General features: G+C 67.7%; 18 protein-coding genes. 7 read left to right on the plus strand and 11 right to left on the minus strand.

Annotated features, from left to right (window positions below; genetic code table 11):
• Positions 1-41 precede the first annotated feature (41 nt).
• Together ilvD and ACFWUP_RS11880 are read left to right on the plus strand one after the other, a co-directional pair.
• Complete coding sequence (gene ilvD, locus ACFWUP_RS11875) at positions 42-1,883, plus strand: dihydroxy-acid dehydratase (protein WP_379233356.1); 1,842 nt, start codon at positions 42-44, stop codon at positions 1,881-1,883.
• 263 nt (positions 1,884-2,146) lie between these two features.
• Positions 2,147-3,379 carry an esterase/lipase family protein gene (locus ACFWUP_RS11880; RefSeq protein ID WP_379233358.1) on the plus strand — a complete coding sequence of 411 codons (1,233 nt, stop codon included), beginning with the start codon at positions 2,147-2,149 and terminating at the stop codon, positions 3,377-3,379.
• A gap of 57 nt (positions 3,380-3,436) precedes the next feature.
• On the opposite strand, the gene ACFWUP_RS11885 is transcribed toward ACFWUP_RS11880, so the two are convergent.
• On the minus strand, positions 3,437-5,053 hold the full coding sequence (locus tag ACFWUP_RS11885; RefSeq protein ID WP_379233360.1) for a DHA2 family efflux MFS transporter permease subunit: 1,617 nt from the start codon (positions 5,051-5,053) through the stop codon (positions 3,437-3,439).
• A gap of 73 nt (positions 5,054-5,126) precedes the next feature.
• Between ACFWUP_RS11885 and ACFWUP_RS11890 the strand changes: the two genes are divergently transcribed.
• Positions 5,127-5,630: a MarR family winged helix-turn-helix transcriptional regulator gene (locus ACFWUP_RS11890; RefSeq protein ID WP_379233362.1), complete on the plus strand. Its 504-nt coding sequence runs from the start codon at positions 5,127-5,129 to the stop codon at positions 5,628-5,630.
• 110 nt (positions 5,631-5,740) lie between these two features.
• Here ACFWUP_RS11890 and ACFWUP_RS11895 read toward each other — a convergent pair whose 3' ends face one another.
• Positions 5,741-6,589 (minus strand): DoxX family protein, encoded by an 849-nt coding sequence (locus tag ACFWUP_RS11895; RefSeq protein WP_379233363.1) that lies wholly within the window; start codon positions 6,587-6,589, stop codon positions 5,741-5,743.
• Positions 6,590-6,700: 111 nt separating this feature from the next.
• On the opposite strand from ACFWUP_RS11895, the gene ACFWUP_RS11900 reads away from it, so the two are divergent.
• Complete coding sequence (locus tag ACFWUP_RS11900; RefSeq protein ID WP_379233365.1) at positions 6,701-7,822, plus strand: PQQ-dependent sugar dehydrogenase; 1,122 nt, start codon at positions 6,701-6,703, stop codon at positions 7,820-7,822.
• Positions 7,823-7,914: 92 nt separating this feature from the next.
• Here ACFWUP_RS11900 and gatB read toward each other — a convergent pair whose 3' ends face one another.
• The 8 genes from gatB to ACFWUP_RS11940 form a co-directional block, all read right to left on the minus strand.
• Positions 7,915-9,420 (minus strand): Asp-tRNA(Asn)/Glu-tRNA(Gln) amidotransferase subunit GatB, encoded by a 1,506-nt coding sequence (gene gatB / locus ACFWUP_RS11905; protein WP_379233367.1) that lies wholly within the window; start codon positions 9,418-9,420, stop codon positions 7,915-7,917.
• Between the two features lie 45 nt (positions 9,421-9,465).
• Positions 9,466-10,842 (minus strand): alpha/beta hydrolase family protein, encoded by a 1,377-nt coding sequence (locus ACFWUP_RS11910; RefSeq protein WP_379233369.1) that lies wholly within the window; start codon positions 10,840-10,842, stop codon positions 9,466-9,468.
• A gap of 50 nt (positions 10,843-10,892) precedes the next feature.
• Positions 10,893-11,927 carry an ATP-dependent 6-phosphofructokinase gene (locus ACFWUP_RS11915; RefSeq protein ID WP_379233371.1) on the minus strand — a complete coding sequence of 345 codons (1,035 nt, stop codon included), beginning with the start codon at positions 11,925-11,927 and terminating at the stop codon, positions 10,893-10,895.
• A gap of 28 nt (positions 11,928-11,955) precedes the next feature.
• A complete protein-coding gene (locus ACFWUP_RS11920) occupies positions 11,956-12,840 on the minus strand; it encodes a hypothetical protein (RefSeq protein WP_379233373.1) in 885 nt (294 codons plus the stop codon).
• 108 nt (positions 12,841-12,948) lie between these two features.
• Positions 12,949-13,758 (minus strand): formate dehydrogenase accessory sulfurtransferase FdhD, encoded by an 810-nt coding sequence (gene fdhD / locus ACFWUP_RS11925; protein ID WP_379233375.1) that lies wholly within the window; start codon positions 13,756-13,758, stop codon positions 12,949-12,951.
• Between the two features lie 77 nt (positions 13,759-13,835).
• Positions 13,836-14,471: a DUF1345 domain-containing protein gene (locus tag ACFWUP_RS11930; protein WP_379233376.1), complete on the minus strand. Its 636-nt coding sequence runs from the start codon at positions 14,469-14,471 to the stop codon at positions 13,836-13,838.
• A gap of 46 nt (positions 14,472-14,517) precedes the next feature.
• Positions 14,518-15,429 (minus strand): LysR family transcriptional regulator, encoded by a 912-nt coding sequence (locus ACFWUP_RS11935; protein WP_379233378.1) that lies wholly within the window; start codon positions 15,427-15,429, stop codon positions 14,518-14,520.
• Positions 15,430-15,440: 11 nt separating this feature from the next.
• Positions 15,441-16,679: an FUSC family protein gene (locus ACFWUP_RS11940; RefSeq protein ID WP_379233380.1), complete on the minus strand. Its 1,239-nt coding sequence runs from the start codon at positions 16,677-16,679 to the stop codon at positions 15,441-15,443.
• A 298-nt stretch (positions 16,680-16,977) separates the two neighbouring features.
• Here ACFWUP_RS11940 and ACFWUP_RS11945 point away from each other — a divergent pair, with 298 nt between their 5' ends.
• From ACFWUP_RS11945 to ACFWUP_RS11955, 3 genes are read left to right on the plus strand one after another with little or no spacing between them, the layout of a single operon-like run.
• Positions 16,978-19,302: an FdhF/YdeP family oxidoreductase gene (locus ACFWUP_RS11945; RefSeq protein ID WP_379233382.1), complete on the plus strand. Its 2,325-nt coding sequence runs from the start codon at positions 16,978-16,980 to the stop codon at positions 19,300-19,302.
• A 20-nt stretch (positions 19,303-19,322) separates the two neighbouring features.
• Positions 19,323-19,988, plus strand: coding sequence for a hypothetical protein (locus ACFWUP_RS11950; RefSeq protein ID WP_379233384.1), 666 nt, complete (start codon positions 19,323-19,325; stop codon positions 19,986-19,988).
• Positions 19,989-20,000: 12 nt separating this feature from the next.
• Entirely contained in the window at positions 20,001-20,501 is a 501-nt protein-coding gene (locus ACFWUP_RS11955) for an NADPH-dependent FMN reductase (RefSeq protein WP_379233386.1), read from the plus strand.
• A 46-nt stretch (positions 20,502-20,547) separates the two neighbouring features.
• Here ACFWUP_RS11955 and ACFWUP_RS11960 read toward each other — a convergent pair whose 3' ends face one another.
• Complete coding sequence (locus ACFWUP_RS11960) at positions 20,548-23,688, minus strand: protein kinase (RefSeq protein WP_379233388.1); 3,141 nt, start codon at positions 23,686-23,688, stop codon at positions 20,548-20,550.
• Positions 23,689-23,696 lie beyond the last annotated feature (8 nt).

Below are 23,696 nucleotides of genomic sequence, written 5' to 3' on the forward strand. Positions count from 1 at the left end.
CGCACGCTTCGGCCGCACCCAGCGACATCACGAGGACTTCCATGCCACCGCTTCGTTCACGCACCACCACCATCGGCCGCAATGCCGCGGGCGCGCGCTCGCTCTGGCGCGCGACCGGCATGACCGATTCCGATTTCGGCAAGCCGATCATCGCGATCGCGAACTCGTACACGCAGTTCGTTCCGGGGCACGTGCACCTCAAGAACATGGGCGACATCGTCGCCGAGGCCGTGCGCGCCGCCGGTGGCGTGCCGCGCGAGTTCCACACCATCGCCGTCGACGACGGTATCGCCATGGGTCACGGCGGCATGCTCTACTCGCTGCCCTCGCGCGAGATCATCGCCGACTCCGTGGAGTACATGGCCAACGCCCACACCGCCGACGCGCTGGTCTGCATCTCCAACTGCGACAAGATCACCCCCGGCATGCTCAACGCCGCGATGCGCCTCAACATCCCCGCCGTGTTCGTCTCCGGTGGGCCGATGGAGGCCGGTAAGGCCGTGGTCGTCGACGGTGTCGCGCAGGCGCCGACCGACCTGATCACCGCGATCTCCGCGAGCGCGAGCCAGGTGGTGTCGGAGGAGGGCCTGAGCGAGGTCGAACAGGCCGCGTGCCCGACGTGTGGTTCGTGTTCGGGCATGTTCACCGCCAACTCGATGAACTGCCTCACCGAGGCGCTGGGTCTGGCACTGCCGGGCAACGGCTCCACCCTGGCCACGCATTCGGCGCGTCGTGCGCTGTTCGAGCGGGCGGGCACGGTGATCGTCGATATCGCCAAGCGCTGGTACCAGGACGACGACGCCTCGGTGCTGCCGCGAAACGTGGCCAACGCCAAGGCTTTCCGCAATGCGATGGCCCTCGACGTCGCCATGGGCGGCTCGACCAACACCGTGCTGCACACCCTCGCCGCCGCCCAGGAAGGCGAGATCGACTTCGATCTGCAGGACATCGACGACATCAGCCGCAAGGTGCCGTGCCTGTCGAAGGTGTCGCCGAACTCGGATTACCACATGGAAGACGTGCACCGCGCCGGTGGCATCCCCGCCATCCTCGGTGAGCTGCGTCGCGGCGAGCTGCTGGAAACCGACGTGACCACCGTGCACACCGCCTCGTTCGAGGAGTTCCTCGACGAGTGGGATATCCGCTCGGGCAAGGCTTCTGACGAGGCCATCGAGCTCTTCCACGCGGCGCCGGGTGGCGTGCGCACCGTCGAACCGTTCTCCACCAGCAACCGCTGGTCCTCCCTCGACACCGACGCCGCCGGCGGCTGCATCCGCGACGTCGCCAACGCCTACACCGTCGAAGGCGGGCTGTGCGTGCTGCGCGGCAACATCGCCCCCGACGGCGCGATCCTCAAGACCGCGGGCATCGACGAAGACCTGTTCACCTTCGAAGGCCCGGCCGTGGTGGTCGAGTCCCAGGAGGAAGCGGTGTCGATGATCCTTGGCAAGAAGATCCAGCCCGGCGACGTGGTCGTCGTCCGCTACGAAGGCCCCGCCGGCGGGCCTGGCATGCAGGAAATGCTGCACCCGACTTCGTTCCTCAAGGGCCTCGGCCTCGGCAAGGTGTGCGCGCTGATCACCGACGGCCGCTTCTCGGGTGGCACTTCGGGTCTGTCGATCGGCCACGTCTCCCCCGAAGCCGCCTCCGGTGGTGTCATCGGCCTGGTCGAGAACGGCGACCGCATCCGCATCGACGTCCACACCCGTGCGCTGGAAGTCCTTGTCTCCGACGAGGTTCTGGCCGAACGCCGCGCGAAGATGGAAGCCTCGGAGCGCCCGTGGCAGCCGCTCAACCGCGACCGCACGGTCACCACCGCCCTGCGCGCCTACGCGGCACTGGCCACGTCGGCCGACAAGGGCGCGGTCCGCAAAGTGCCGTAACCGCCGCTGCGCGAACCTCTTCCAGACTCGGGCACGCCGCCGGTCGCTGATGCGACCGGCGGCGTTTTCGTCGGCCCACCCCGATGTTCTCGCGATCAGGCCCGGCGTGATGTTCGGCGTCATCATGCTCCACCGATGTTGTGGTGACTCTCCTTGAACCGCATCATGATCCGGCGATCGGTCGCGTCTCGGCGATAGGTTGGCGCCAGTTCTTGACCTCAAGGTTAAAAACTGGACACCACGACGACGAGGAAGCGACTCCGATGAACCGTCCACGATTCAGACACACCCTGCACGCAGCCGTCCTGACCGGCATCGCGGCGCTGGCCGTCGCGCTCGGCGCGACACCGGCCACCGCCGACCCGAGCCCTTACGCAGAACCGAACGCCCAGCAGCAGCTGCAACAGCTCGCCGACTACATCAACGGCGGGACCCGCGGCAAAGCCATCGTCTGGGGCACCGACGGCGGCCTGGGCGGCACCGGGTCCGCCTGCACCTCCGGCTCCGGCGCCGGATCGGGCAACGGGTCGGGCGACTGCTATTCCGATTCGGGGTCGAGCAGCGGCTCCTCGGGCGGCTACGCCAAGGACACCACCGAGTGGGGACCGGCCATGACCGCGTTCCTTCCCGCCTTCGCCTACAGCTTCCTGCATCCCGACGCGGCCCCGCCCGGTACCAACGACTGGAACTGCAAACCCACAGCGGCCCACCCACGCCCGGTGATCCTCGTGCACGCCACCTGGCTCGACGCCTACGCCGACTACGCCGGGATGAGTCAGCAGATCACCGACGCCGGATTCTGCACCTTCACCTTCAACTACGGTCGCTCCAACATGCTCGAAGGCGGCGGGCTCGGCTCGCTCCTGCCCAATATCCAAGCCACCGGGTACATCCAGGATTCGGCGAAGCAGTTGTCGACTTTCGTCGACCGGGTACTCGCGGCGACCGGCAGTGACGAGGTCGACCTCATCGGCCATTCCCAGGGCGGCACGATGGCGAACTGGTACACCAAATTCGAAGGCGGCGCGGCCAAGACCCAGAAGCTGATCACCTTCGGCGCCACCCACCACGGCACCACTCTCAACGGCATCGGCTCGCTCGGGCGGGCCGTGAACAACCTCGGTATCGATGTGCTCGGTCCGGTCGAGATCCTCGTCGGTCACGCCGGTATCCAGCAGACAGTCGGTTCACAGTTCATCAAGGATCTGAACCGCGACGGCGACACCATCGCCGGTGTCGACTACACGGTCGTCGCCACCCGCTACGACGAGATCACCAATCCGTGGCAGCTCACCTTCCTCGACGCGGGCCCCGGTGCGACGGTCCGCAACATCACCCTGCAGGACGGCTGCGAGCAGGACCTCTCCGACCACATGACGATGACGTATTCGCCGCGCGCCCTCTCGATCGCGTTGAACGCCCTCGACCCGATCCAGAACCCACACCTGAACTGCACGTTCAACCCCTGGCTGATCGGGGGTGGTGGATCGCTGTAGCCGTGACGGACGCCGCCGGTCGCCATGCAAGGTCCGACCGGCGGCGCTTCCCTGTTGTCAGACGAGCGCGGGTCGCTCTGTCGGCGTCGATGTCTCGTCACGACCGGTTCGCGAGGGGATCAGGGCGGTGGCCACGAGACCGAGGAGGACGAATCCCGCGGCCAGGTAGGCGGCGAGGTTGACGCCGGTGGTCATGGCGGAGCGGCCCGCGGTGGCTACTTCTTGCGTATCCGGTTGGGCGGCAAAGCCTTCGATCGCCGCGCCCGCGCTGCCGGTGATGGCATCGGCGTACTGCTGGGATTGAGCGGAAGGCATGCCTGTTGCCGTCAGGTCCTTGTCGACGTTGGAGCTCAACGTGGTGAAGAAGACCGTGGTGAGCAGGGCGATGCCGAGGGCCGAACCCAGTTGACGGAAGGCGCTCTGGATACCGGAGGCCTGGCCGTTGTCGGCTTCGGGGATGTCGGCGAGGACGACGTTGGTCACCTGGGCGGTGGCGAAACCGACGCCGACGCCGTACACGCACAGGACCAGCGCGATCGCCCACCAGGAGCTGTCGATGGCGGCGAAGAGGCCGAGGGCGGCCAGGCCGACCACTTCGAGGGCGAGGCCGAGGCGGACCATGTTCAGCGGGGATGCCTTGCCCGCCATGCCGAAGCTGGCACCGCTGGCGATGAAGCTACCGATGGCGATCGGCACCAGGGCGAGACCGGCCTGGAGCGCGCTGTAGCCGAGGGTGAACTGCATCCACAGCGGCAGCACCGCGACGACACCGAACTCACCGAGGCCGATGATCAGCGTGGCGATATTGCCGTTGCGGAACGAGGCGAGGGAGAACAGGCTCAGGTCCATCAGCGCCTTGTCGGCATTGCCGCCACGACGCAGCAGCACCTGCCGCAGGACGAACCCACCGAGTGCCAGCACGCTCAGCACGAGCGCGACCAGAACTGGCGAAGGCCCACTGTCCCAGGTGAATCCGGCGATCCCCATCGGGTGCGTGGTCGTGATCCAGCCGTAGGTGCGGCCCTCGACAAGTCCGAAGGCGAGCAGTCCGAGGCCCAGCACCGACAGGATCGAGCCGACCACATCGAGACGTCCGGCGACCTTCGGCGACGGTGCGATGCACGCCATCACGCCGACCACGATCAGCACCGCCAGGGGCACATTGATGCCGAAAGCCCAGCGCCACGTCACGTGTTCGGCCAGCCAGCCACCGAGCAGCGGGCCCAGTGCGGCGGCCGCGCCGATGGTGGAACCCCACACCGCGAACGCCTGACCACGGGCTTTACCCGTGAAGGTCGCGTTGAGCAGGGCCAGCGAGGTCGGCAGGATCATCGCGGCGCCCGCACCCTGCAGGAATCGGGCGATGACGAGCAGCTCGCCGTTCGGGGCGAGCCCGGCCAGGATGCTGGTCGCGCCGAACACCACGACGCCCGCCACGAACACCCGGCGCGCCCCGACCATGTCGGCGACCCGGCCGACCACCAGCAGCAGCGCCGCGAACACGATCGCGTAGGACTCCTGAATCCATTGCGCCTCAGTGGAACCCGTGTTCAGGTCACCGATGATCGACGGGATGATCACGTTCACGATCGTGGTGTCGACCACGATCAGCGCGACGCCGAGGGCAATGGCGATCAAGCCGAGCCATCGGCGAAGGGACGACTCTTGACTCATCGCACACACTCCTATTTCCATGATGGAATAATTCCATGGTCAAAGTATATTCTGGGCAATAGGATGTCAAACGATGCGAAAGGAACCTATGAGCCAGCACGGCCGGGCCCAGCACGAACGACTCGACGAGGGTCTGCGTGCGTACGGCGCGAACTATCGGGAGTTCACCCGCCGGTTCGCGACGTGGCTCGGGTTGCACTCCACCGACGCCGAGGCGCTGATCGAGATCCTCACCGCCGAGGAACGCGGCGGCACGCTGTCACCGGCGCGACTCAGTGAACGAATCTCGTTGTCCAACAGCGCGACCACCGCACTGCTGAACCGCCTGGAACAAGCCGGCCATATCGTGCGCAGCAGGGAACACGACGACCGTCGCGTCATCACCCTGCGCAGCACCCCGCGCATCCACACCCTCGCCGACGAGTTCTTCGGTCCGCTCGGCACCAAGGTGGACGCGGTCATGAGCAAGTACTCCCCCGAGGAACTGCGGCGGTTCGAGTCGTTCGTAGCCGATCTACAAACCACAATGACCGCCCACTTGGCTGAGCCCACTCCGCCGCAGCCACTGATCTCGTAGGCACATGGGTAACTCGCCGGGTACCAGCTAACTCCCCACCCACCTCTCCACCGGCCGCGTACCGAACCAGATGTGCGCCTGAGCCTGGCTCGATTACGCGGAGAGGCGGATCAGAAGGGTCCAACGCCCTGAAGCGGATTGCCGCCGTGGAGGAACCAGAAGGTGACGATGGCGGCGGCGATCGCCAGCAGCACCACCACGAAGGAGCCGTAGGCGGGGCGGGTGGCCCAGCCTCGGGTGCGGTCGAAGGACCAGCGGCCGGGGCCGGTGAGGATGATCGCCAGGGCGGCACCCGCGAGGACGCTGTCGAGTTCGACGCCGGTAGGGGTGCCCGCGTTGTACTGGAAGCCGGGGACCATGCCCTGCTTCCACATCCACGCGCTCAGGATCGTGGCCAGCACGGCGCCCGCGGCGAGCGGGGTGGCCAGGCCGATCACGAGCAGGATGCCGCCGCCGAGTTCGCCTGCGATCACCAGGGCGGTCGCCAGCGACGGGTAGTCCCAGCCGCCGCTTTCCATCATGGTCTTTGTGCCGTCGAGGCCGGGTCCGTGGAACCAGCCGGTGAGCTTCTGCAGGCCGTGGTAGATGAAGGTGTAGCCCACCACCAGGCGCAGGACGAACAGGCCGAGATCGAGGGTGCCGCGGCGCGGTTCGCGGTTGCGGCGCTGCAGGCGAACAGCTTCCGCGGAGGTGGCGGCCGCGGGCGGAATCGTCGCGTACCCGTAATCTTTGTCGGCGTCGCCACTGCCGGTTTTGCCCGCACCGGCGGCGGGTACTTCGTCACCGGGGTCGAGACCGAGATCGTCGTCGGTGCGCGGAATGTCCTTCGGGTCTGTCTTGCGCATCTGCCCGGTCGGCGAATCGAACGGGCTGGTCGCCGCGCGACCTGCCGCCGACGCGCCCTGCCCGGACTGCGTCGAACCATCGGCCTCGGAACTGTCATTCGGCTTATCGGTCACGGACTCACCTTAGGACGTGCTGTGGCGGCGTGCTGCCGTTCCCCGCGACGGGCGTGTCAATCGGCGTGACGGGCGTGCCCGGCCGGCACCGGTGCCGGTAACGTCTGGGATATGAGTTCGGGAATCGCGGGACGCGTGGCAGTCGGGGTGGTCCTCGGCATCGTTGTGCTGGCAGGGTGCGCCCGTTTCGACGAGTCGGCGTCGAGTCCGTTCACCACCGAACCGCAACTGGGCGGGTCCGGTGCTGATCCGAAGAAGCCACAGGAAGACCCGTCGCGGCCGCCGCGCCCGACCGGGCCGTGCATCGATCCCGATCCCAACGTGATCGCCACCTGCATGGAATCGGGCGCCGGACTGATCGCGATGGGCGACAGCGCGTTGGTCGCGGAGCGAAAGACCGGGCGGATCCTGCAGGTGACGGCGGTCGACTCGAGCACACCGCAGCCCGCACCGGTGGAGATCACCAGCGTGCCCGTCGACGGATCGGCCGACGGCGGCATCTCCGATATCGTGCTCTCCCCCACCTTCGGTGAGGACGGGCTGATGTACGCCTACATCACCACCGGCAGTGACAACCGGGTCGTCCGCCTGTCCGCGGACGGCGCGCCCAAGCCGATCCTCACCGGAATCCCCAAGGGCGCCAACGGCAATCGTGGCGCGCTGGAATGGGCGACACCCACCCAGCTGATGGTGCTCACCGGTGATGCCGGAAACCCCGGCGCCGCAGCCGATCCCGGTTCCCTCGGCGGCAAACTCCTTCGCCTGGAATCGCCGTCGTCGGGCACGAACACCCCGCAGGTGGTGGCGTCGGGCCTCGGGTCGGCCGGTGACATCTGCCGCGACGGCAAGAACGGCATGTGGGTCACCGACCGCACCGCCGCCGAGGACCGCCTCCAGCACCTGAGCCCCGACGGCACGCTCACCGTCTCGTGGACCTGGCCCGATCGTCCCGGCGTCGGCGGCTGCACGGCCACCGGCGACGGTGTCGGCATCGCACTCGGCGAAGGCAAAGCGCTGGCCGCGGTAGCCGCCGACCCCAACACCTTCGCCGTCACCACCGCGCCGACCATGATCGCCCAGGACAAATACGGCAAGCTCCTCGGCGCCACCGCAGGCTCCGACGGCAGCATCTGGGTCACCACCACCAACAAAACCGACGGCGAGCCGGGCGAATTCGACGACCGGGTCGTTCGCATCCCACCGCCCCAGGGCGGAGCGGGCGGCCCGGACTAAAGGGACGCGAAAACCCCGCCGCCCGCTCTGCGAAAGCAGAACGGGCGGCGGGGTTTTCGCGTCTTACGACATGTCGACCGGGCCGACTTGCACTAGCTACATGCAGCGATGACCAGGTCGCGGACGCGGGCCGCGTCGGCCTGGCCGCGGGTGGCCTTCATGACGTCGCCGACGATCTTGCCCGCGGCCTGGACCTTGCCGGATCGGATCTTCTCGGCGATATCCGGGTTGGCGGCGAGTGCCTTCTCGACCTCGGTCTGCAGGGCCGAGTCGTCGCTGACCATGCCGAGGCCCTTGGCTTCGACGATGGCGGCGGGCTCGCCCTCACCCTCGAGGACGAAGTCGACGACCTGCTTGGCGACCTTGTTGTTGACGGTCTTGGCTTCCACCAGGGCGATCACCGCGGCGACCTGGGCCGGCGTGATCGGCAGGTCGGCCAGAGCCACATCGCGGGCCTTGGCCTTCTCGGTCAGGTAGGCGACCCACCACGAGCGAGCCTCGTTGGCGGGGGCACCGGCCTCGACGGTGGCGATGATCAGGTCGAGGGCGCCGGCGTTGACCAGGTCGCGCATGACCTCGTCGGACAGTCCCCAGTCGGCCTGGATGCGGGCGCGCACCAGCCACGGGTACTCGGGGATGGTGGCGCGCAGATCCTCGACCCACTCGGCGGCCGGAGCGACCGGCTCGAGGTCGGGCTCGGGGAAGTAGCGGTAGTCCTCGGCGGTTTCCTTGCGGCGACCGGCGGCGGTGGACCCGTCGGCTTCCTGGAAGTGGCGGGTCTCCTGGATGATCTCGCCGCCTGCGGTGAGTACGGCGGCCTGGCGGCGCATCTCGTAGCGCACCGCGACCTCGACGCTCTTGAGCGAGTTCACGTTCTTGGTCTCGGTGCGGGTGCCGAATTCCTTGGCGCCGATCGGCATCAGGGACACGTTGGCGTCGCAGCGCAGCGAACCCTGCTCCATCTTCACATCGGAGACGTTGAGCGAACGCAGCACCTCGCGCAGCGCGGTGACATACGCGCGAGCCACCTCGGGGGCGCGCTCACCGGCGCCGGTGATGGTCTTGGTGACGATCTCGATCAGCGGCACGCCCGCGCGGTTGAAGTCGAGCAGCGAGTGGCTGGCGCCGTGGATGCGACCGGTCGCGCCACCGACGTGCAGGGACTTGCCGGTGTCCTCCTCCATGTGCGCGCGCTCGATCTCGACGCGGAAGATGGACCCGTCGTCGAGGGTCACGTCGAGGTAGCCCTCGGTGGCGATCGGCTCGTCGTATTGGCTGATCTGGTAGTTCTTCGGCTGGTCCGGGTAGAAGTAGTTCTTGCGCGCGAACCGGCCCCACGGGGTGATCGAACAGTTCAGCGCGAGACCGATCCGGATGGCCGATTCGATGGCCTTCTCGTTCACCACGGGCAGCGAGCCGGGCAGGCCGAGGCATACCGGGCACACCTGGGTATTGGGTTCGGCGCCGAACTCGGTGGGGCAACCGCAGAACATCTTGGTCGCCGTGGACAACTCGACGTGGACCTCCATGCCGAGCACCGGCTCGTACCGGGAGATGACATCGGCGTAATCCATCAACTCGACCGTGGGTGCACTCATGGCAAGCAGTCTATGTAAGCCCCACGACGCCTTCGTCCGGTGGTCCTAGCGCGGCGGGATGCGCTGGGTGAGCCAGTCGGTGACGTAGGTGAGCACCGCCGGGTCGATGGTGGTTTCGATGGTCGGATATTCGCTGGGTTTGCCGCTTTCCGAGGGCTGCATCAGGTGGTTGAGCCCGGGAAAGGTGTGCACAGTGGCGTCGGGGTCACCGGTCAGGGTGGCCCGCATCGGCGGCTCGTTCTGGGTGGCGATCACCTGTTGGTCGGTGCCGCCGAAGAAGGCGAGGACCGGAATACGTAAGGCTTCCAGCGCCGGTTTCGGGTCGTAGGTGATCAGCGCGCTCATGTACGGGGTGTTCAGCGAATCGACCGCCGCCTGCGGCGCGCGCTCACCCTCGGGCAGGGAGTCGTTGTGCTGCTGGGAGTAGGCCTTGGCACCCGCGGTATCGCCCGCACGCAGCAGTGCCGACCATTCGGTGAGATAGCGCACCTGCGCGTCGATTTCCTCCTGCGAGGCGCCTGCCGCGGCCATCACCACCTTGTTCTGCTCGATCAGGACGTCGGCGCCGAGCACCGAGGGGCCTGCCATCAGCACGGCGAACGCGATATTGCTGTCCGGCTTCGCGGCGACCAGCGGCGCGAGGTATCCGCCCTCGCTGTGTCCGAACAGCCCGACCCGCGCCGGATCGATCTCCGGACGGCCACGCAGGAAGGCCACGCCCGCAGCCGCGTCGGCGGCGAGATCGGGATAGGTGGCGTCGTCGAGCACGCCGCTGGTCCCGCCGACCCCGCGATCGTCGGTGCGCAACACCGCGTAACCCGCGCGGGTGAACGTGTCGGCCAGCAGCTGGAAGGGCCGATGACCCGACAACTCTTCGTTGCGATCCTGCGGACCACTGCCGGTGATCATCAGCATCGCCGGAAACGGGCCGCTGCCTTCGGGTTCGGTGAGGGTGCCCGCGATGGTGATGTCACCGTTGCGGTAGGTGACGTCCTCGCTGCGGTACGGGTAGGGCGGTTTCGGGTCCTGCGGGCGGGCGACGCTCTCGATCACGCCGCGGTCGAAGGTGAGCGGTAGCTTCTCACCGAACTGCGTCCAGTCGCCGACGATCCGTTCCCCGTCGAGCTTGCCATGGAAGCCCGGGTCGCCGGGCACGTCGGGCATCGCGAACTCCACCCGATCCGGTTCGGTCCGAACATCTTTCAATGCCGCGCCACGAATCCCTTGGATCGGGATGTCGATGGTGGCCGACCCGTTCTCGGTGAAAGTCACCCCGATCCCGATCGGCGCCCCCGGTGTACGCAACTCGCCGTGCCACGGCCCGGCCACCACGGGACCGGCAGGCTCGTCCGTGGACGAACACCCCGCCACCAGCGCGGCGACGACGACAAGAACCGAAACGATCACTCGACCGGTACGCATGAACCCACGGTACCGACGCCCACCGACAAATTCGGCGAACCGACCCGATCTCAGCCGAAGAAGGCCGAGGCCTCACTGAGCCGTTCGGGCGGAACACGTTTGAGCTGCTTGGTCGCCTCCGACAGCGGAACCAGCCCGATCCTGGTGCCGTGCAGGGCCACCATCTGACCGAAATGCCCGGCGTGCACCGCCTCGGCCGCGTGCACCCCGAATCGCGTGGCCAGAATCCGGTCGTACGGGGTCGGGCTGCCGCCGCGCTGGATGTGGCCGAGCACCGTGGTGCGGACCTCCTTGCCGATACGGCGTTCGATCTCCGAGCCGAGCTGCTGGGCGACCCCGGTGAACCGCTCGTGCCCGAACTCGTCGATTCCGCCCTCGCGCAACGCGAATCCGGAATCTTCGGCCGGGTGGGCGCCCTCGGCGACCACACAGATGAAGCTCTTGTCACCGCGCTGGAAGCGGCTCTTGATCATCGCGCACACCTGCGCCACGTCGAACGGTTCCTCGGGCACCAGGGTGAGATGGGCACCGGCGGCGATGCCGGAATTCAGCGCGATCCAGCCCGCGTGGCGGCCCATCACCTCCACCAGCATCACGCGCTGGTGGGATTCGGCGGTGGTGTGCAGGCGGTCGATGGCCTCGGTGGCGATCGACAGGGCGGTGTCGTGGCCGAATGTCACATCGGTGCAGTCGATGTCGTTGTCGATGGTCTTGGGCACGCCGACCACCGGCACCCCCTCGTCGGACAGCCAGCTCGCCGCGGTGAGTGTGCCTTCACCGCCGATCGGGATCAGCGCTTCGATGCCGTTGTCGTCGAGGGTCTGCATGATCCGGGGCAGGCCCGCGCGCAGCACCTCGGGGTTGGTGCGCGCGGTGCCGAGCATGGTGCCGCCCTTGGTGAGCAGGCGGTCGGTGCGATCGTCGTTGTGGATGCGGATCTTTCGATCCTCCAGCAGGCCGCGCCAGCCGTCCTCGAACCCGACGATGGCGTCGCCGTAGCGGCCGTTCGCGGTGCGGACCACCGCCCGGATCACCGCGTTCAGACCTGGACAATCCCCGCCTCCGGTCAAGACTCCGATGCGCATGCCGTTCATCTTGCCGCACCGGCTCGGATCAGGGGCAGTGACCTCCGGCCAGCTCGCTCAGGTGCGACGAGATCAGCGTCGCCATCTTGTCGAGCATCGCCATGCCGTCGGCGAAACTGCCCGAATCCGGTTGCGCGGCGAGGGCGATCGCGATCCGGCCCGTCGGCGAATCGATCAGGCCGAACTGGCGGACCAGGTACTTGCCGCCGGGGTCGGGACCCCAGCCGCCCTTGAACTCGGCACTGCCGAACACGCCGAGACCCCAGTGGTGGCTGACGATGATCTGCTGCATCAGCCCGACCACGCGCTCGCTCTGCGGGATGCACGGCAACTGCGAGGCGAAGCGCACCTGGTCGGCGAGGGACCATTCGGCCTGGCCGTACACCGAGGCGTCGGCGCGGGTGCGCGTGGTCGGCACCGTGGTGCGGGTGTCGCCGCCTTCGCGCAGCACGCCCTCCACCGCCGTGGCCGCGTCGGCGCCGCTGCCGAGCGAGGCCCACAGGGTGTCGGCGGCGCCGTTGTCGGAGGCGGTGATGGCGGCCGAGGCCGATGTCGAGTAGGCAGCGCTGTTGCGCAGGGCCGCGATCGCCAGTGGCACTTTGATCGTCGACCAGGCGGGCCCGGTGGTCCAGTTGCCGAAGGTGACCATCTTCTTGCCGCCCACCGGCATGATCGCCAGCCCCGCGCTGCCGTGGAAACCCTGCTGGAGCTGGGTGAAATCGGCGGCCAGGCTGCCGGGCAGCGCGATGGAGACGCTGCCGCCGCCGACGCCGGTATTCGCGGCGGGAACCGTGGTGGTCACCCGCGGTGCGGCGGCTTTCGGCTCGGTGCCGCAGCCCGCGGTGGCGAGCACGGTCGCGCCGAGCAGAACCGCCAGCGCCACCCGGACGCGGTGGCGTCGTTCATTGTTCATAATGTGAAGCATTTTTGTTTGTAAACTCCCCCGGGGCGTTCGGTGCTGGCGACCCGTACCGTTACCGTACTGCGACATATGCCGATCGCCCACTTCGAACGCTGAACCTCAGGTCAGACGGTGTTCGCCGGTGTAGATATTCATCGACTCGCCACGCAGGAACCCCACCAGCGTGAGGTCGCTCTCGGCCGCCAGGTCCACCGCGAGCGAGCTCGGCGCCGACACCGCCGCCAGGATCGGGATGCCGGCCATCACCGCCTTCTGCGCCAGTTCGAACGACGCGCGACTGCTCACCACGAGCACCAGATCGTGTGCGGGCACCCGATTCTCGCGCACCGCCCAGCCGATCACCTTGTCGACGGCGTTGTGCCTGCCGATGTCCTCGCGCAGGGCGAGCAGCGTGCCGTCGGTGGTGAACAGCCCCGCCGCGTGCAGCCCGCCCGTGGCTTCGAACAGTTTCTGGCCTGCGCGCAGATGTTTCGGCAGTTCGGCGAGGGTGGTGGTGCTGATCGAGGCGGACTCGTGCGGAATCGGGTAGCGGGTGTGGGTGCGCACTTCGTCGAGGGCGGACTTGCCGCAGAGTCCGCAGGCGCCGGTCGTGAGGAAGTTGCGGGCGTGGATCGGCACCGGGGTGCGCAGGCGCAGGTCGAGCACGTTGTAGGTGTTGCGGCCTTCGTCGTCGGTGCCCGCGCAGTAGCGGGCGGTGACGATGTCGTCGGCCGAACCGATGATGTCCTCACCGAACAGGAAGCCGTGCACGAGGTCGATATCGCTGCCAGGGGTGCGCATGGTGACGGTGAGCGATTGCCCGTCGACCCGGATCTCGAGGGGTTCTTCGACGGCGAGCGTGTCGGGTCGCTGGATCCGCCCGGTCGGGGAAAGGCGGATCGTCTTGCGCCGTGCGGTGACTCTGCTCATCCCATGACTCTGCTCACTGTGAGGGCTGCGATCAACACCGGTTGCCGATCGGTCGATCGGCGGAAGCGATCACCGCGTCAATTCGTCGCGAGACCGGCGACGAGGTTGATCGTCGTGGCCAGGATGACGGTGCCGAAGATGTAGGACAGCAGGCAGTGTCGAAGGACGATGGCGCGGATCTTCTCATTGGAGACGTTGGTGTCGGAGACCTGGTAGGTCATGCCGAGGTTGTAGCTGAAGTAGAAGAAGTCACGGTAGTCAGGCTGCTCGGAGATGTTGAAGTCGATCCCACCGCCGGGCGGCTGATAGTAGATGTAGGCGTAGCGCGCGGCGTACATCAGATGCACCGACGCCCACGCCATGAACACCCCGCCGAGTGCGACGGCCGCGGCGACATTGGTCGCGTTGGAGTGCCGAAGGACCAGCACGACGACGATGCCGACGAGCCCGCCCAGCGCGGCCGACACCACCGAGAGTTCCTCGATGAACGGCTGGAAGTCTTCGCGCCGAGCCTCCCGCTGGGTTTCGGTGGGGCTCATCGGCCACAGCACCATCCAGCCGGTGATGACGAAAACCGTTGCGGCCATGGCGATTCCGGACAGAATTCCCAGCGGCAACTCGTGCGCTATGCCGACGATCACACCGACCACGATGCCGAGTACCACCGACCCGGCGAGGCGGGTGACGGCCGACAGCAGCAACCGAGTGCTCATGGAAGTGCACCCTACTCAACAGTTGCCGAGTTATAGCTGAATTAGATCACCCTGTGACCGGGCGCGGCGCGAGAGCGAAGTCGGTGGCCCGCGCGGTGCCGATGAGCGCGGTGGTGAGCACCGATCCCGGTTCGACCGCCGCGGTGACGAGCACGATCTGCGCGGTGACCACCGGGTCGGCGAGTTCGAACACCCGGACGTCGGCCGTGGGCCCCAGCGCCGCGACCCACGGTTGCGGCACGATGCACGCCCAGCGCCCGGTGCGCGCGTGCTCGAGCAGCGTTGCCACCGAATCGCTCTCCAGTTGCGGAGTCGCCGTGAGACCGAGTGTCGCCAGCGCGTCGTCGATGAGCTGGCGACCGCGCATGCCCTGCGGCAGCAGACACATCGGCAATTCCAGCGCGTCGGCCCATGAGATCGCCGTGCGGCCCGCGACCAGCGCCGATCCCGCGACGAGGACGTGGCGTTCGGCGTAGAGCGGGGTGAGGGTGAGCCCGGTGGTGTCGACGCCCTGCACGTAGACGATGCCCGCGTCGAGTTCGAACCGGCGGATCCGTTCGACGATGTCGAGGGAGCGCAGACTCGTTTCGATCCGCACCCGCATCAACGGATGTTCGGTGCAGAACGGGTCGGTGAGCAGCGCGACCGTGCTCGATGCCGCGGGCACCACGCCGATCCGCAGCTCGCCGGTGAGACCGGTCTGCAGCGCCCGCACCTCGTGTTCGAGGGCCTCACGGTCGGCGATGATCCGCCGCGCCCACAGCACCAGCCGCTCGCCCTCGGGAGTGAGTCCTTCGAAGGTGCGGGCCCGGCGTACCAGCGGCACGCCGAGTTCATTTTCGAGTTTGCGGATCGCCTCCGACAGCGCGGGCTGGGAGACGTAACAGGCCTTCGCCGCCCGGGCGAAATGACGTTCTCGGGCGAGTGCGACGAAGTATTCGAGCTGACGGAACAGCATTCAGATGTCGGTCAGTCGTCCTGGTCGTCGGCCGCTTTGTTGCGCGCCTTCGCGATCTCGAGGGCCTGCTCGGCGGTGGCCTGGTCGGGGTAGGGGCCCATCCGGTCGCCGTACCAGCAGGCCTTGCCCTGTTCGGCCTTGTGGTGCTTGATGCAGTAGTACCACTCGTTGTCTTCAGCCATGCCGACAGTATGCAACGTTTCGCATACCTGCGTCTCGTCGGCGGGTAACACGGCGGTTGCCGGTTCACGAATGAGCAGCGCGACAGCGATTCCCACCGCGACTCCGATCACCGTGTCGACGCCGCGTTCGGTGAGCATGGTGAGCGGGTCGGTCGGGTCGGCGAGTTCGGTCATTCCCATGATCAGCGGGGTGAAGAAGCCGAGGGCGACCGCGTAGTGCCGTGCCATGAACAGCTCGGTCGGGTAGAGCAGCGCGATGATGACCAGGCCGAGCATCGCCGGACTCCAGCCCGGCAGCAGCAGCGGTGCGGTGACGGCGAGTCCGATGAAGGTGCCGGTGATCCGGTGCACGCCACGGGTGATCCGGTCGCGCGAACTGTAGGCGGCGAGAGGTACCGCGGCGCCCGCCATCGCCCAATTGGCATGTCCGACACCGAGGAGCACCCCGATCCCGCCGGAGATCGAGATCGCCATCGCATAGCGACCGGCCTGCACGTAGGAGACCCGGCCGGTCCGATGCGGTGCGATCGGAACCGGGTCCTTGCAGCCGCCGCGCCGGACTCGCTGTGCGGACTCGACATAGCCGACCACCACGCACAGCCCCGCCGTTCCCGCGCACAGCATCAGGGCCAGGATCGGATCGCGCTGAACGCCTGCCACCATGGCGATGGCGCCGAACGCGAAGATCCCGAAGAACGGCCCTTCCGGCCGTAAACCGAGGCGGTCGGTGATCGGCGAGGCCACGGCCGCGAACACCGCGACCGCCGACACCAGCACCGCAGGATGGGCGTGCATGCGGGCGAGCAGAATGCCCGCACCGACACCGCCGACGAGCATCACCGCCGCTTCGCTCTGGTGGATCAGCCGTTGTCGCGGCGCTTCGGCGAAGCCGTACATGCCGGTGAAGGAACCGAAGACCGCGTAGATGAGCAGGTCGGTGCGCCCCAGCGCGATCAGCGCGAGGCCCGGGATCGCGAGCCCGATGAACACGCGGGCGGCGGGCAGGTGATCGATCTCGGTGACGAACCGTCGGCAGAGCCGGCGCGCCCCTGTTCTCGTGGTGCGCAAGGTTCCTCCGAAGTCGGTCGCGGGACATGCCCGTAGGGCCGATGATCAAGGGTGCATCATCGGCGCGCAGGCCGTCAACCTGCGGTGATCCCGGTCGCACCGACACAGAAGTGGCTGTACCGGCGGTGATAAGCGCGACCGATCGACCGGTCGGAAATCGGTCTTGGACGCGGTCTGGCGACACGACGACAGTGAGCTACGCCCTTCCGTGATCTCGACGGTAGAGAATCCAAGCGAGACACTGGACAGAGCTCGTATCTTTCTCGACCCGCAATTCATCGCGAAGGGAAGATTTGACATGGCTGACGGTCCGCACACCATCTGGGATCCCGATCGAGGCCCGAGCGAAGCAGCCGACCGGGCGGCGGTGCCTGCGGTGAATGCCCCCTATAAGCACCCGGCCGCGGGGTGGGGTGCGGCGATCGCGGTCAGCAAGTTCATGGTGCTCAAGGAACACGAGCCGTTCATCGGCACCAAAGCCATTCTCAAGATGAACCATCAGGTGCACGGCTTCGACTGCCCCGGCTGTGCCTGGCCCGACGCGACCGACGGCCTGCTGCTCGACGTGTGCGAGAACGGCATCAAGCACGTCACCTGGGAGATGACGCACAAGCGGTGCACCCCGGAGTTCTTCGCCCAGCACACCGTCACCGAGCTGGCCACCTGGAGTTCCTACGACCTCGAGGACCAGGGCAGGCTCACCGAGCCGATGGTCTACGACCCCGAGACCGACCACTATGTGCCGATCAGCTGGGCCGACGCGTTCGAGATGACCGGCAAGGCGCTGCGCGAACTGTCCGACCCGAACGAGGCCTCGTTCTACACCTCGGGGCGCCTGGGCAACGAGGCCACGTTCCTCTACCAGTTGATGGTGCGCGAGTACGGCACCAACAATCTGCCCGACTGTTCGAACATGTGCCACGAAGCCAGTGGCCGCGGTCTGCAGGCCTCGCTCGGTACCGGCAAGGGCACCTGCGACCTCGAGGACTGGGACAAGGCCGACGCGCTGTTCGTGATGGGTATCAACGCCGCGTCGAACGCACCGCGCATGCTGACCGCGCTGGCCAAGGCCTATAAGCGCGGAGCGCAGGTGGTGCACGTCAACCCGCTGATCGAGGCGGGTGCGACCAAGACGATCATCCCGCACGACTTCGTCGCGATGGGCACCTTCCACCCGACCAAGACCGGCACCCTCAACCTGCAGGTGCGCATCGGCGGGGACTTCGCGCTGATCCGGGGCATGGCCAAGGCGGTACTCGAGGAGTCCGCCACCAACGAGAAGGCCCTGGACCACGAGTTCATCGAGCGCTACACCGTCGGTTTCGACGACTACGTGCGCGAGGTCGAGGCGACCACCTGGGCCGATATCCAGACCCAGTCCGGGCTGAGCGAGGCCGAGATCCGCAAGGCCGCCCGCATCTACTGCGACTCCGACCGCAGCATCATCAGCTGGTGCCTCGGCATCACCCAGCACGAGCACGGCGTGGAGACGATCCGCGAGATCGTGAACCTACTGCTCATGCGCGGCAACCTCGGTCGCGAAGGCGCGGGCCCCTCGCCGGTGCGCGGGCACAGCAATGTGCAGGGCAACCGCACCTGCGGCATCGACAACAATCCGCCCGCCGAATTCCTCGACCGGCTGGCCAAGGTCTGTGAGATCGACGTGCCGCGCGCCAACGGCTACGACGTAGTCGCCACCATCGAGGCGATGCAGAAGGGCAAGCTCAAGTTCTTTATGAGCATGGGCGGCAACTTCGTGCAGGCCGCACCCGACAGCGCCTACACCTTCGAGGCGTTCCAGAAGACCGACTTCACCGTCATCGTCTCCACCAAGCTCAATCGCAGCCACGTCATCCACGGCAAGAAGGCGTTGATCCTGCCGTGCCTCGCGCGCACCGAACACGATCATCAGCGCAGTGGGCCGCAGGTGATCTCGATGGAGAACGGGATGGCCGTGGTGCACCTGTCGCGGGGCATGAAAAAACCCGCCTCGCCGCATCTGCTGTCGGAGCCCGCGATTCTGGCCGGCATCGCCAAAGCCGCACTGCCCGAGACGAAGACGCCGTGGGAGTACTACGTCGAGGACTACGACCGCATCCGCGACACCATGTCGAAGGTGCTCGACGGTTTCGAGGACTACAACCGGCGGGTGCGACTCGGTCTCGGCTTCCGGATCCGTCAGCCCGCGCGCGAACTCATCTTCCTCACCCCGTCGGCGAAGGCGGAGTTCTCGGCGGCGACACTGCCCGACACCACCAACCCGCCCGGCGTGCTCACTCTCGCCACCCAACGGTCGCAGGACCAGTGGAACACCACCATCTACACCAACAACGACCGCTATCGCGGCGTGAAGAACCTGCGCACGCTGATCTTCATGAACTCCGCCGATATGCACGACCGCGGTTTGAAGGAGTTCGACGAGGTCGATATCACCAGCACCGCAAGGGACGGGTCGAAGCGGTCGCTGTACAAGTACAAGGTTGTCCCCTACGACATTCCGGTGGGCTGCGCGGCCGGGTACATGCCGGAGATGAATGTGCTGTGCGCGATCGGCGATTACAGCACCGAGAGCGACCAGCCATTGATGAAGAGCGTGAAAGTGACCGTCACACCGTCGAGCTGACTTTTCGTTGAGGAGAGGTTATGAACCAGCACACGCGAAAGACTCTGGCTTCGATCAAGGGGCACCCGGCGCCGACCGATATCGAATGGAAGCAGTTCATCACGATGTGGGAGGACATCGCCGACGAGGTGGAGCAGGAGCACGGCGATCGGCTGGCGGTGAAGATGAACGGGCACCGCGAGGTGTTCCACCGTCAGCACGACGGCCGGGTGTCGATCGGCGATATCGAGCATGCGCGTCAATTGCTGAAGGACACACCGGAACTCAAGGGTTCCGGCGATATGTTCGTGGTCGCGATGGACAGCGAGAAGGCGCGGGTGCTGCATTTCGACCTCGCCACCCCCACCGTCGCCGATACCGAACACGACGTGACCAATCACGACAAGGTCGCCCACCACATCCGCACGGTCGAGCACCACACCGGCCACGACGACCCGCAGGTGTTCATCAAGTATTTCGACGATCTCGCGGTGGCGTTGATCGAGGAAATCGGCACCGAGAATTTCGTGCTGCTCGGGCACGGCAGGGGCAATTCCGATGTGGCCGATGATTTCGTGAAACGGCTGAAGGAGATCAATCCCCCACTCGCCCAGCGGATTACCGGTGTCGGCGTGATCGATCTCAGTGCCGCCAACGATGCCGCGATCGAATCGGCGGCCCAGCAGATCGCCGCGAACGCGAAGTAGAAGGGACAACGGATGTCATATCTGCTCGCGCTCGTCGCCGATACCGGTGAGAATTCCACGGCTCAACAGTTGGCGACCGAGGCTCAGCGGGTCGCGATCCGCAACAATGTCGACGTGGTGAGCCTGGCCGAACTCGACACCCTGCCCACCTACAGCGTCGCGATCGACACCGAGGACGGGCGCCCGCTGATCGCCAATCAGCTGCGCCGCTCCACCCTGGAAGCCGACGGGGTGCTGCTGTTCGCGGCCGAGGGCGAGACGGTGCCGCCACTGGCCGCGAGTGTGATCGCCTGGCTGGCGGGTCCGGAATCGGCACCGACCGTCGGAGGCAAGCCCGTGGCGGTGATCACGGTGGGGCCCGGCGAGGTGATCAACCAGGACCTCGCCGATCGGTTGCGTGAGGTCGGCGCGAATGTGGTGGCCGACGGGGTGTCGATCACCGGGTCATGGAGTGATCCGGACACGCTGAACCGGCTCGGAGACACAGTCGTAGCGGTGGCTTCGGCGAGCTGAAACGGCCGCGGCCCCTTGTGCGAAAGGGGCCGCGGCCGTTGTTGTCTCAGTAGACGTAGACCACGGCGTTCTCGCCGCCGGTGCAGGTGACGAGCTTGCCTTCCGGGGCGCAGTTCATCGTGTAGGTGGTGCCGGTGACCGGGCTCGTGGCCACCACGGGGCGCGCACCGGTTCCGCCCGCGGCGTAGGCCTGCCGGACCGCCTCGGCGAAACCACAGCTGGTGACCGTGGTGCCGACGGCGACCTTGCTGTAAGCGCCCGTGGTGGAACCGGATTCGCACGGTTGCGCACCCGCGGGCAAGGTGACCGGCCCCGCTGAGGTGGTCGGCGCGGCGGTGGTCGCGCGCGGGGTGGTGCCCGCGGGCACACCGGTACCGGCAGGCGCCTGCGAAGTCGCTGCGGCCGTGGAGGTTTCGTCGGATCCGGCCGACATCACGCGCCAGCCGATCGCACCGCCGATCGCCACCACCACCATGGCGAGGACGCCGACGAGAACCGGGAGCAGAACCGACCGCTTGCGGTCTGAATCCTGCTGCGCCCACGCCGGATCGGGACCGTAGGCAGGGTCGGGACCGTACGCGGGTTCGGGACCGTAACCGGGGTTGTAGGGCTGCTCACGGTAGGCGTGATCGCCGTAGGCGCTCGGCGGTTCGTCGTAGTTGGAGTACGCGTTCTCCTGACCCGAGTACCGCCGGGTCGCGGCTGCCCGCGCCGGATCGTCCGGCGGGGCCTGATGGGCGCCGAAAGGTGCCGCGCCGCCACGGTATTGGTGTGTCGGCTGGGAGCGCTGCGGGTCCGGTTCGTCGGCACCGTAGTGCTGGGTCGGTGCGGACCGTTGGATCTCGGCGGGGTCGTACTGCTCGGTCGCCGGGCTGAACTGGTCGTCGGGCGCGCCGCCGTAATGCTGTGTGGCGGCGAAACGTTGGGGATCGTCGAACTGCGCCGGTGCATCGAACCGGTCGCCCGGGTTCGCGCGGTCGTCACCGAACTGTCCGGTCGGACCGAACCGGTCGCCCGCGTCGTCACCGAACTGTCCGGGACCACCGAACCGGTCGTCTGCCTCATCATCGAAACGATCGGCGGGACCACCGAAACGGTCACGCGGATCGTCGAGATCGCCGCCGAACTTCTGCGTCGGAGGCGCGAAGCCCGGAGGCGACGCGGGGTCGGCGTATTGCTCGGTCGGCGGACCGAACGCGGCCGGATCGGCCTGGTCGTCGCCGAACCACTGGGGCGGAGCCGCGAGGGGGGCGCGCGGGCCCGGACTGGGTTCCGGTGCGGGGAAACGCGGGTTCGGGTTCGAACCGGATTCCGGCCCTGGCGCCGGGAATCGGGGGTTGGGGTTCGAGGCCGGTGGGTTGTACTGCTCCGTCGGCGGGGCGTATTGCCCTGTCGGCGGGGTGTTCGCGGCCGGCATCGGGTGTTCGCCGGAATAGCGCTGGGTGGGCGCTGCCCGGCGGGGATCGTGGTGCGGGCCGGTGGGGGCCGGGTACGGGGTGGCCGACGGGGGGCGCTGCGGTTGCAGGAGGGGGGATGAGGTTTCGCCGGGGTCGGCTCCGTCGTAGAGGTGCGCGTCGGGGAACGGGCGCATCCTCGGGAGGCCCTGGTCGGGGGTGTAGGCCGGTGGGGGCTCGGGGGCCACCTCCGGCTCCTCGGACGTCGGCAGGGGGGTGAAGTAGGCGTCGGCGGGCCGGATTTCGGCGGGGCCGGTCGGCTGGATCACCGCGGGGACCGAGATCTCGCCGGTGCCCTCGGCCGGAACGCGGCGGAATCCGGTGGTGTCGGCACCACCCGCACGCGCCTCGGGCGGGCGGATGATCAAGGTCGGCTGGGCACCGGTCGCGGTGGACTGGCTGCGCGATGTCTCCACGCCACCGGTCGCGGTCACCGCGCCGATCACCCGGAACTCCCCCGTCGGTGTCGGCGGCTGCTCGGCGTTCTCCGGCCCGTCGGAGCCCTGGGCCCCCTTCCTACCGACGGGCGCAGCACGCCCCACACCGGCCGCAGGAACACCACGGTCGGCACCAGGCCCTGCGGGTACTCCCCGCTCGGCACCAGGTCCCGCAGGTACACCGCGCTCGACACCGGGGCCTGCAGGCACACCCCGCTCGGCACCCGGCGGTACCCCGGCAGCACCACGGCCCGCACCGGCGGCAAATCCGGCTGCGGCGGCGAACCCGCGCCCGGCACCCGGCGCACCGGCCGGAGAACCAGCGGGCGCACGGCCCGGAGCACCAGCGGGCCCGCGCAACGTGGCACCCGGCGAAGAGCCCGGCGTCGCATCATGTCCACCGGGGACGCGTCGGGCACCCTCGTACGACGCGAAACCACCCGGTGCGGCACCTTCCCGAATCGGCGAGCCCAGCGCCCGGCGAGCAGCGACAGCCAGCGCACCGGCCGTCGCATATCGATCGCCAGGGTCCTTGGCCATGCCCGTCCCGATGACGTCGTCGAGCGCGCCCGGAATCCCGTGCAGTAACTCACTCGGCCGTGGCGGGGACTCGGACAGGTGCGCCCGCACGAGCACACTCATGCTCGCCGCGGGGAAAGGCGAAGCGCCGGTGAGGCATTCGTGCAGCACACAGGCCAGCGAGTAGACGTCGGCGCGATGGGTGATCGGGCCGACGTCGAAGCGTTCCGGCGCCATGTAGATGTAGGAGCCGACCGCCATCCCGGCCTGGGTCACCGCGCTGTCACCTTCGGTGTGCGCGATACCGAAGTCCGCGAGGTAGGCGAAATCGGCGGGCGTGACCAGGATGTTGGCGGGCTTCACATCGCGATGCACCAGCCCACCGGCGTGCGCGGCGTCCAGCGCGGCGGCGATCTGCTCGACGACGGCGACCGCGCGTTCCGGGCTCATCGGCCCGCCCCCGCGCAGCACGGTCCGCAGATCGGAGCCGGGCACCAGGCGCATGTCGATGAAGAGGACCCCGTCGATCACACCCCAGTCGTGAATCGGGATGACGTGCGGTTCGGCCAGCTTCGCCGCGGCCTGGGACTCACGGCGGAACCGGACCTGATAGGCCGGGTCCTGCGCGAGTTCGGGCGCCAGCAACTTCAGAGCGACCACTCGATCTTTGCCGGTGTCGTAGGCCTCGTAGACCTCGCCCATCCCGCCTTTACCCAGCAACGACCGCAACTCGTACGGGCCGAATCTGCTCCCCGTCCGTGACCCAGGTGCCTGCACCAGCGTCC

The sequence above is a fragment of the Nocardia sp. NPDC058658 genome, assembly GCF_042716665.1.
Classification (GTDB): Bacteria; Actinomycetota; Actinomycetes; order Mycobacteriales; family Mycobacteriaceae; genus Nocardia.

Coding starts and splice junctions, on each gene's coding strand:
- ilvD (WP_379233356.1), top strand. CDS start 42: ATGCCACCGCTTCGTTCACGCACCACCACCATCGGCCGCAATGCCGCG.
- ACFWUP_RS11880 (WP_379233358.1), top strand. CDS start 2,147: ATGAACCGTCCACGATTCAGACACACCCTGCACGCAGCCGTCCTGACC.
- ACFWUP_RS11885 (WP_379233360.1), bottom strand. CDS start 5,053: ATGAGTCAAGAGTCGTCCCTTCGCCGATGGCTCGGCTTGATCGCCATT.
- ACFWUP_RS11890 (WP_379233362.1), top strand. CDS start 5,127: ATGCGAAAGGAACCTATGAGCCAGCACGGCCGGGCCCAGCACGAACGA.
- ACFWUP_RS11900 (WP_379233365.1), top strand. CDS start 6,701: ATGAGTTCGGGAATCGCGGGACGCGTGGCAGTCGGGGTGGTCCTCGGC.
- gatB (WP_379233367.1), bottom strand. CDS start 9,420: ATGAGTGCACCCACGGTCGAGTTGATGGATTACGCCGATGTCATCTCC.
- ACFWUP_RS11910 (WP_379233369.1), bottom strand. CDS start 10,842: ATGCGTACCGGTCGAGTGATCGTTTCGGTTCTTGTCGTCGTCGCCGCG.
- ACFWUP_RS11915 (WP_379233371.1), bottom strand. CDS start 11,927: ATGCGCATCGGAGTCTTGACCGGAGGCGGGGATTGTCCAGGTCTGAAC.
- ACFWUP_RS11920 (WP_379233373.1), bottom strand. CDS start 12,840: ATGAACAATGAACGACGCCACCGCGTCCGGGTGGCGCTGGCGGTTCTG.
- fdhD (WP_379233375.1), bottom strand. CDS start 13,758: ATGAGCAGAGTCACCGCACGGCGCAAGACGATCCGCCTTTCCCCGACC.
- ACFWUP_RS11930 (WP_379233376.1), bottom strand. CDS start 14,471: ATGAGCACTCGGTTGCTGCTGTCGGCCGTCACCCGCCTCGCCGGGTCG.
- ACFWUP_RS11935 (WP_379233378.1), bottom strand. CDS start 15,429: ATGCTGTTCCGTCAGCTCGAATACTTCGTCGCACTCGCCCGAGAACGT.
- ACFWUP_RS11945 (WP_379233382.1), top strand. CDS start 16,978: ATGGCTGACGGTCCGCACACCATCTGGGATCCCGATCGAGGCCCGAGC.
- ACFWUP_RS11950 (WP_379233384.1), top strand. CDS start 19,323: ATGAACCAGCACACGCGAAAGACTCTGGCTTCGATCAAGGGGCACCCG.
- ACFWUP_RS11955 (WP_379233386.1), top strand. CDS start 20,001: ATGTCATATCTGCTCGCGCTCGTCGCCGATACCGGTGAGAATTCCACG.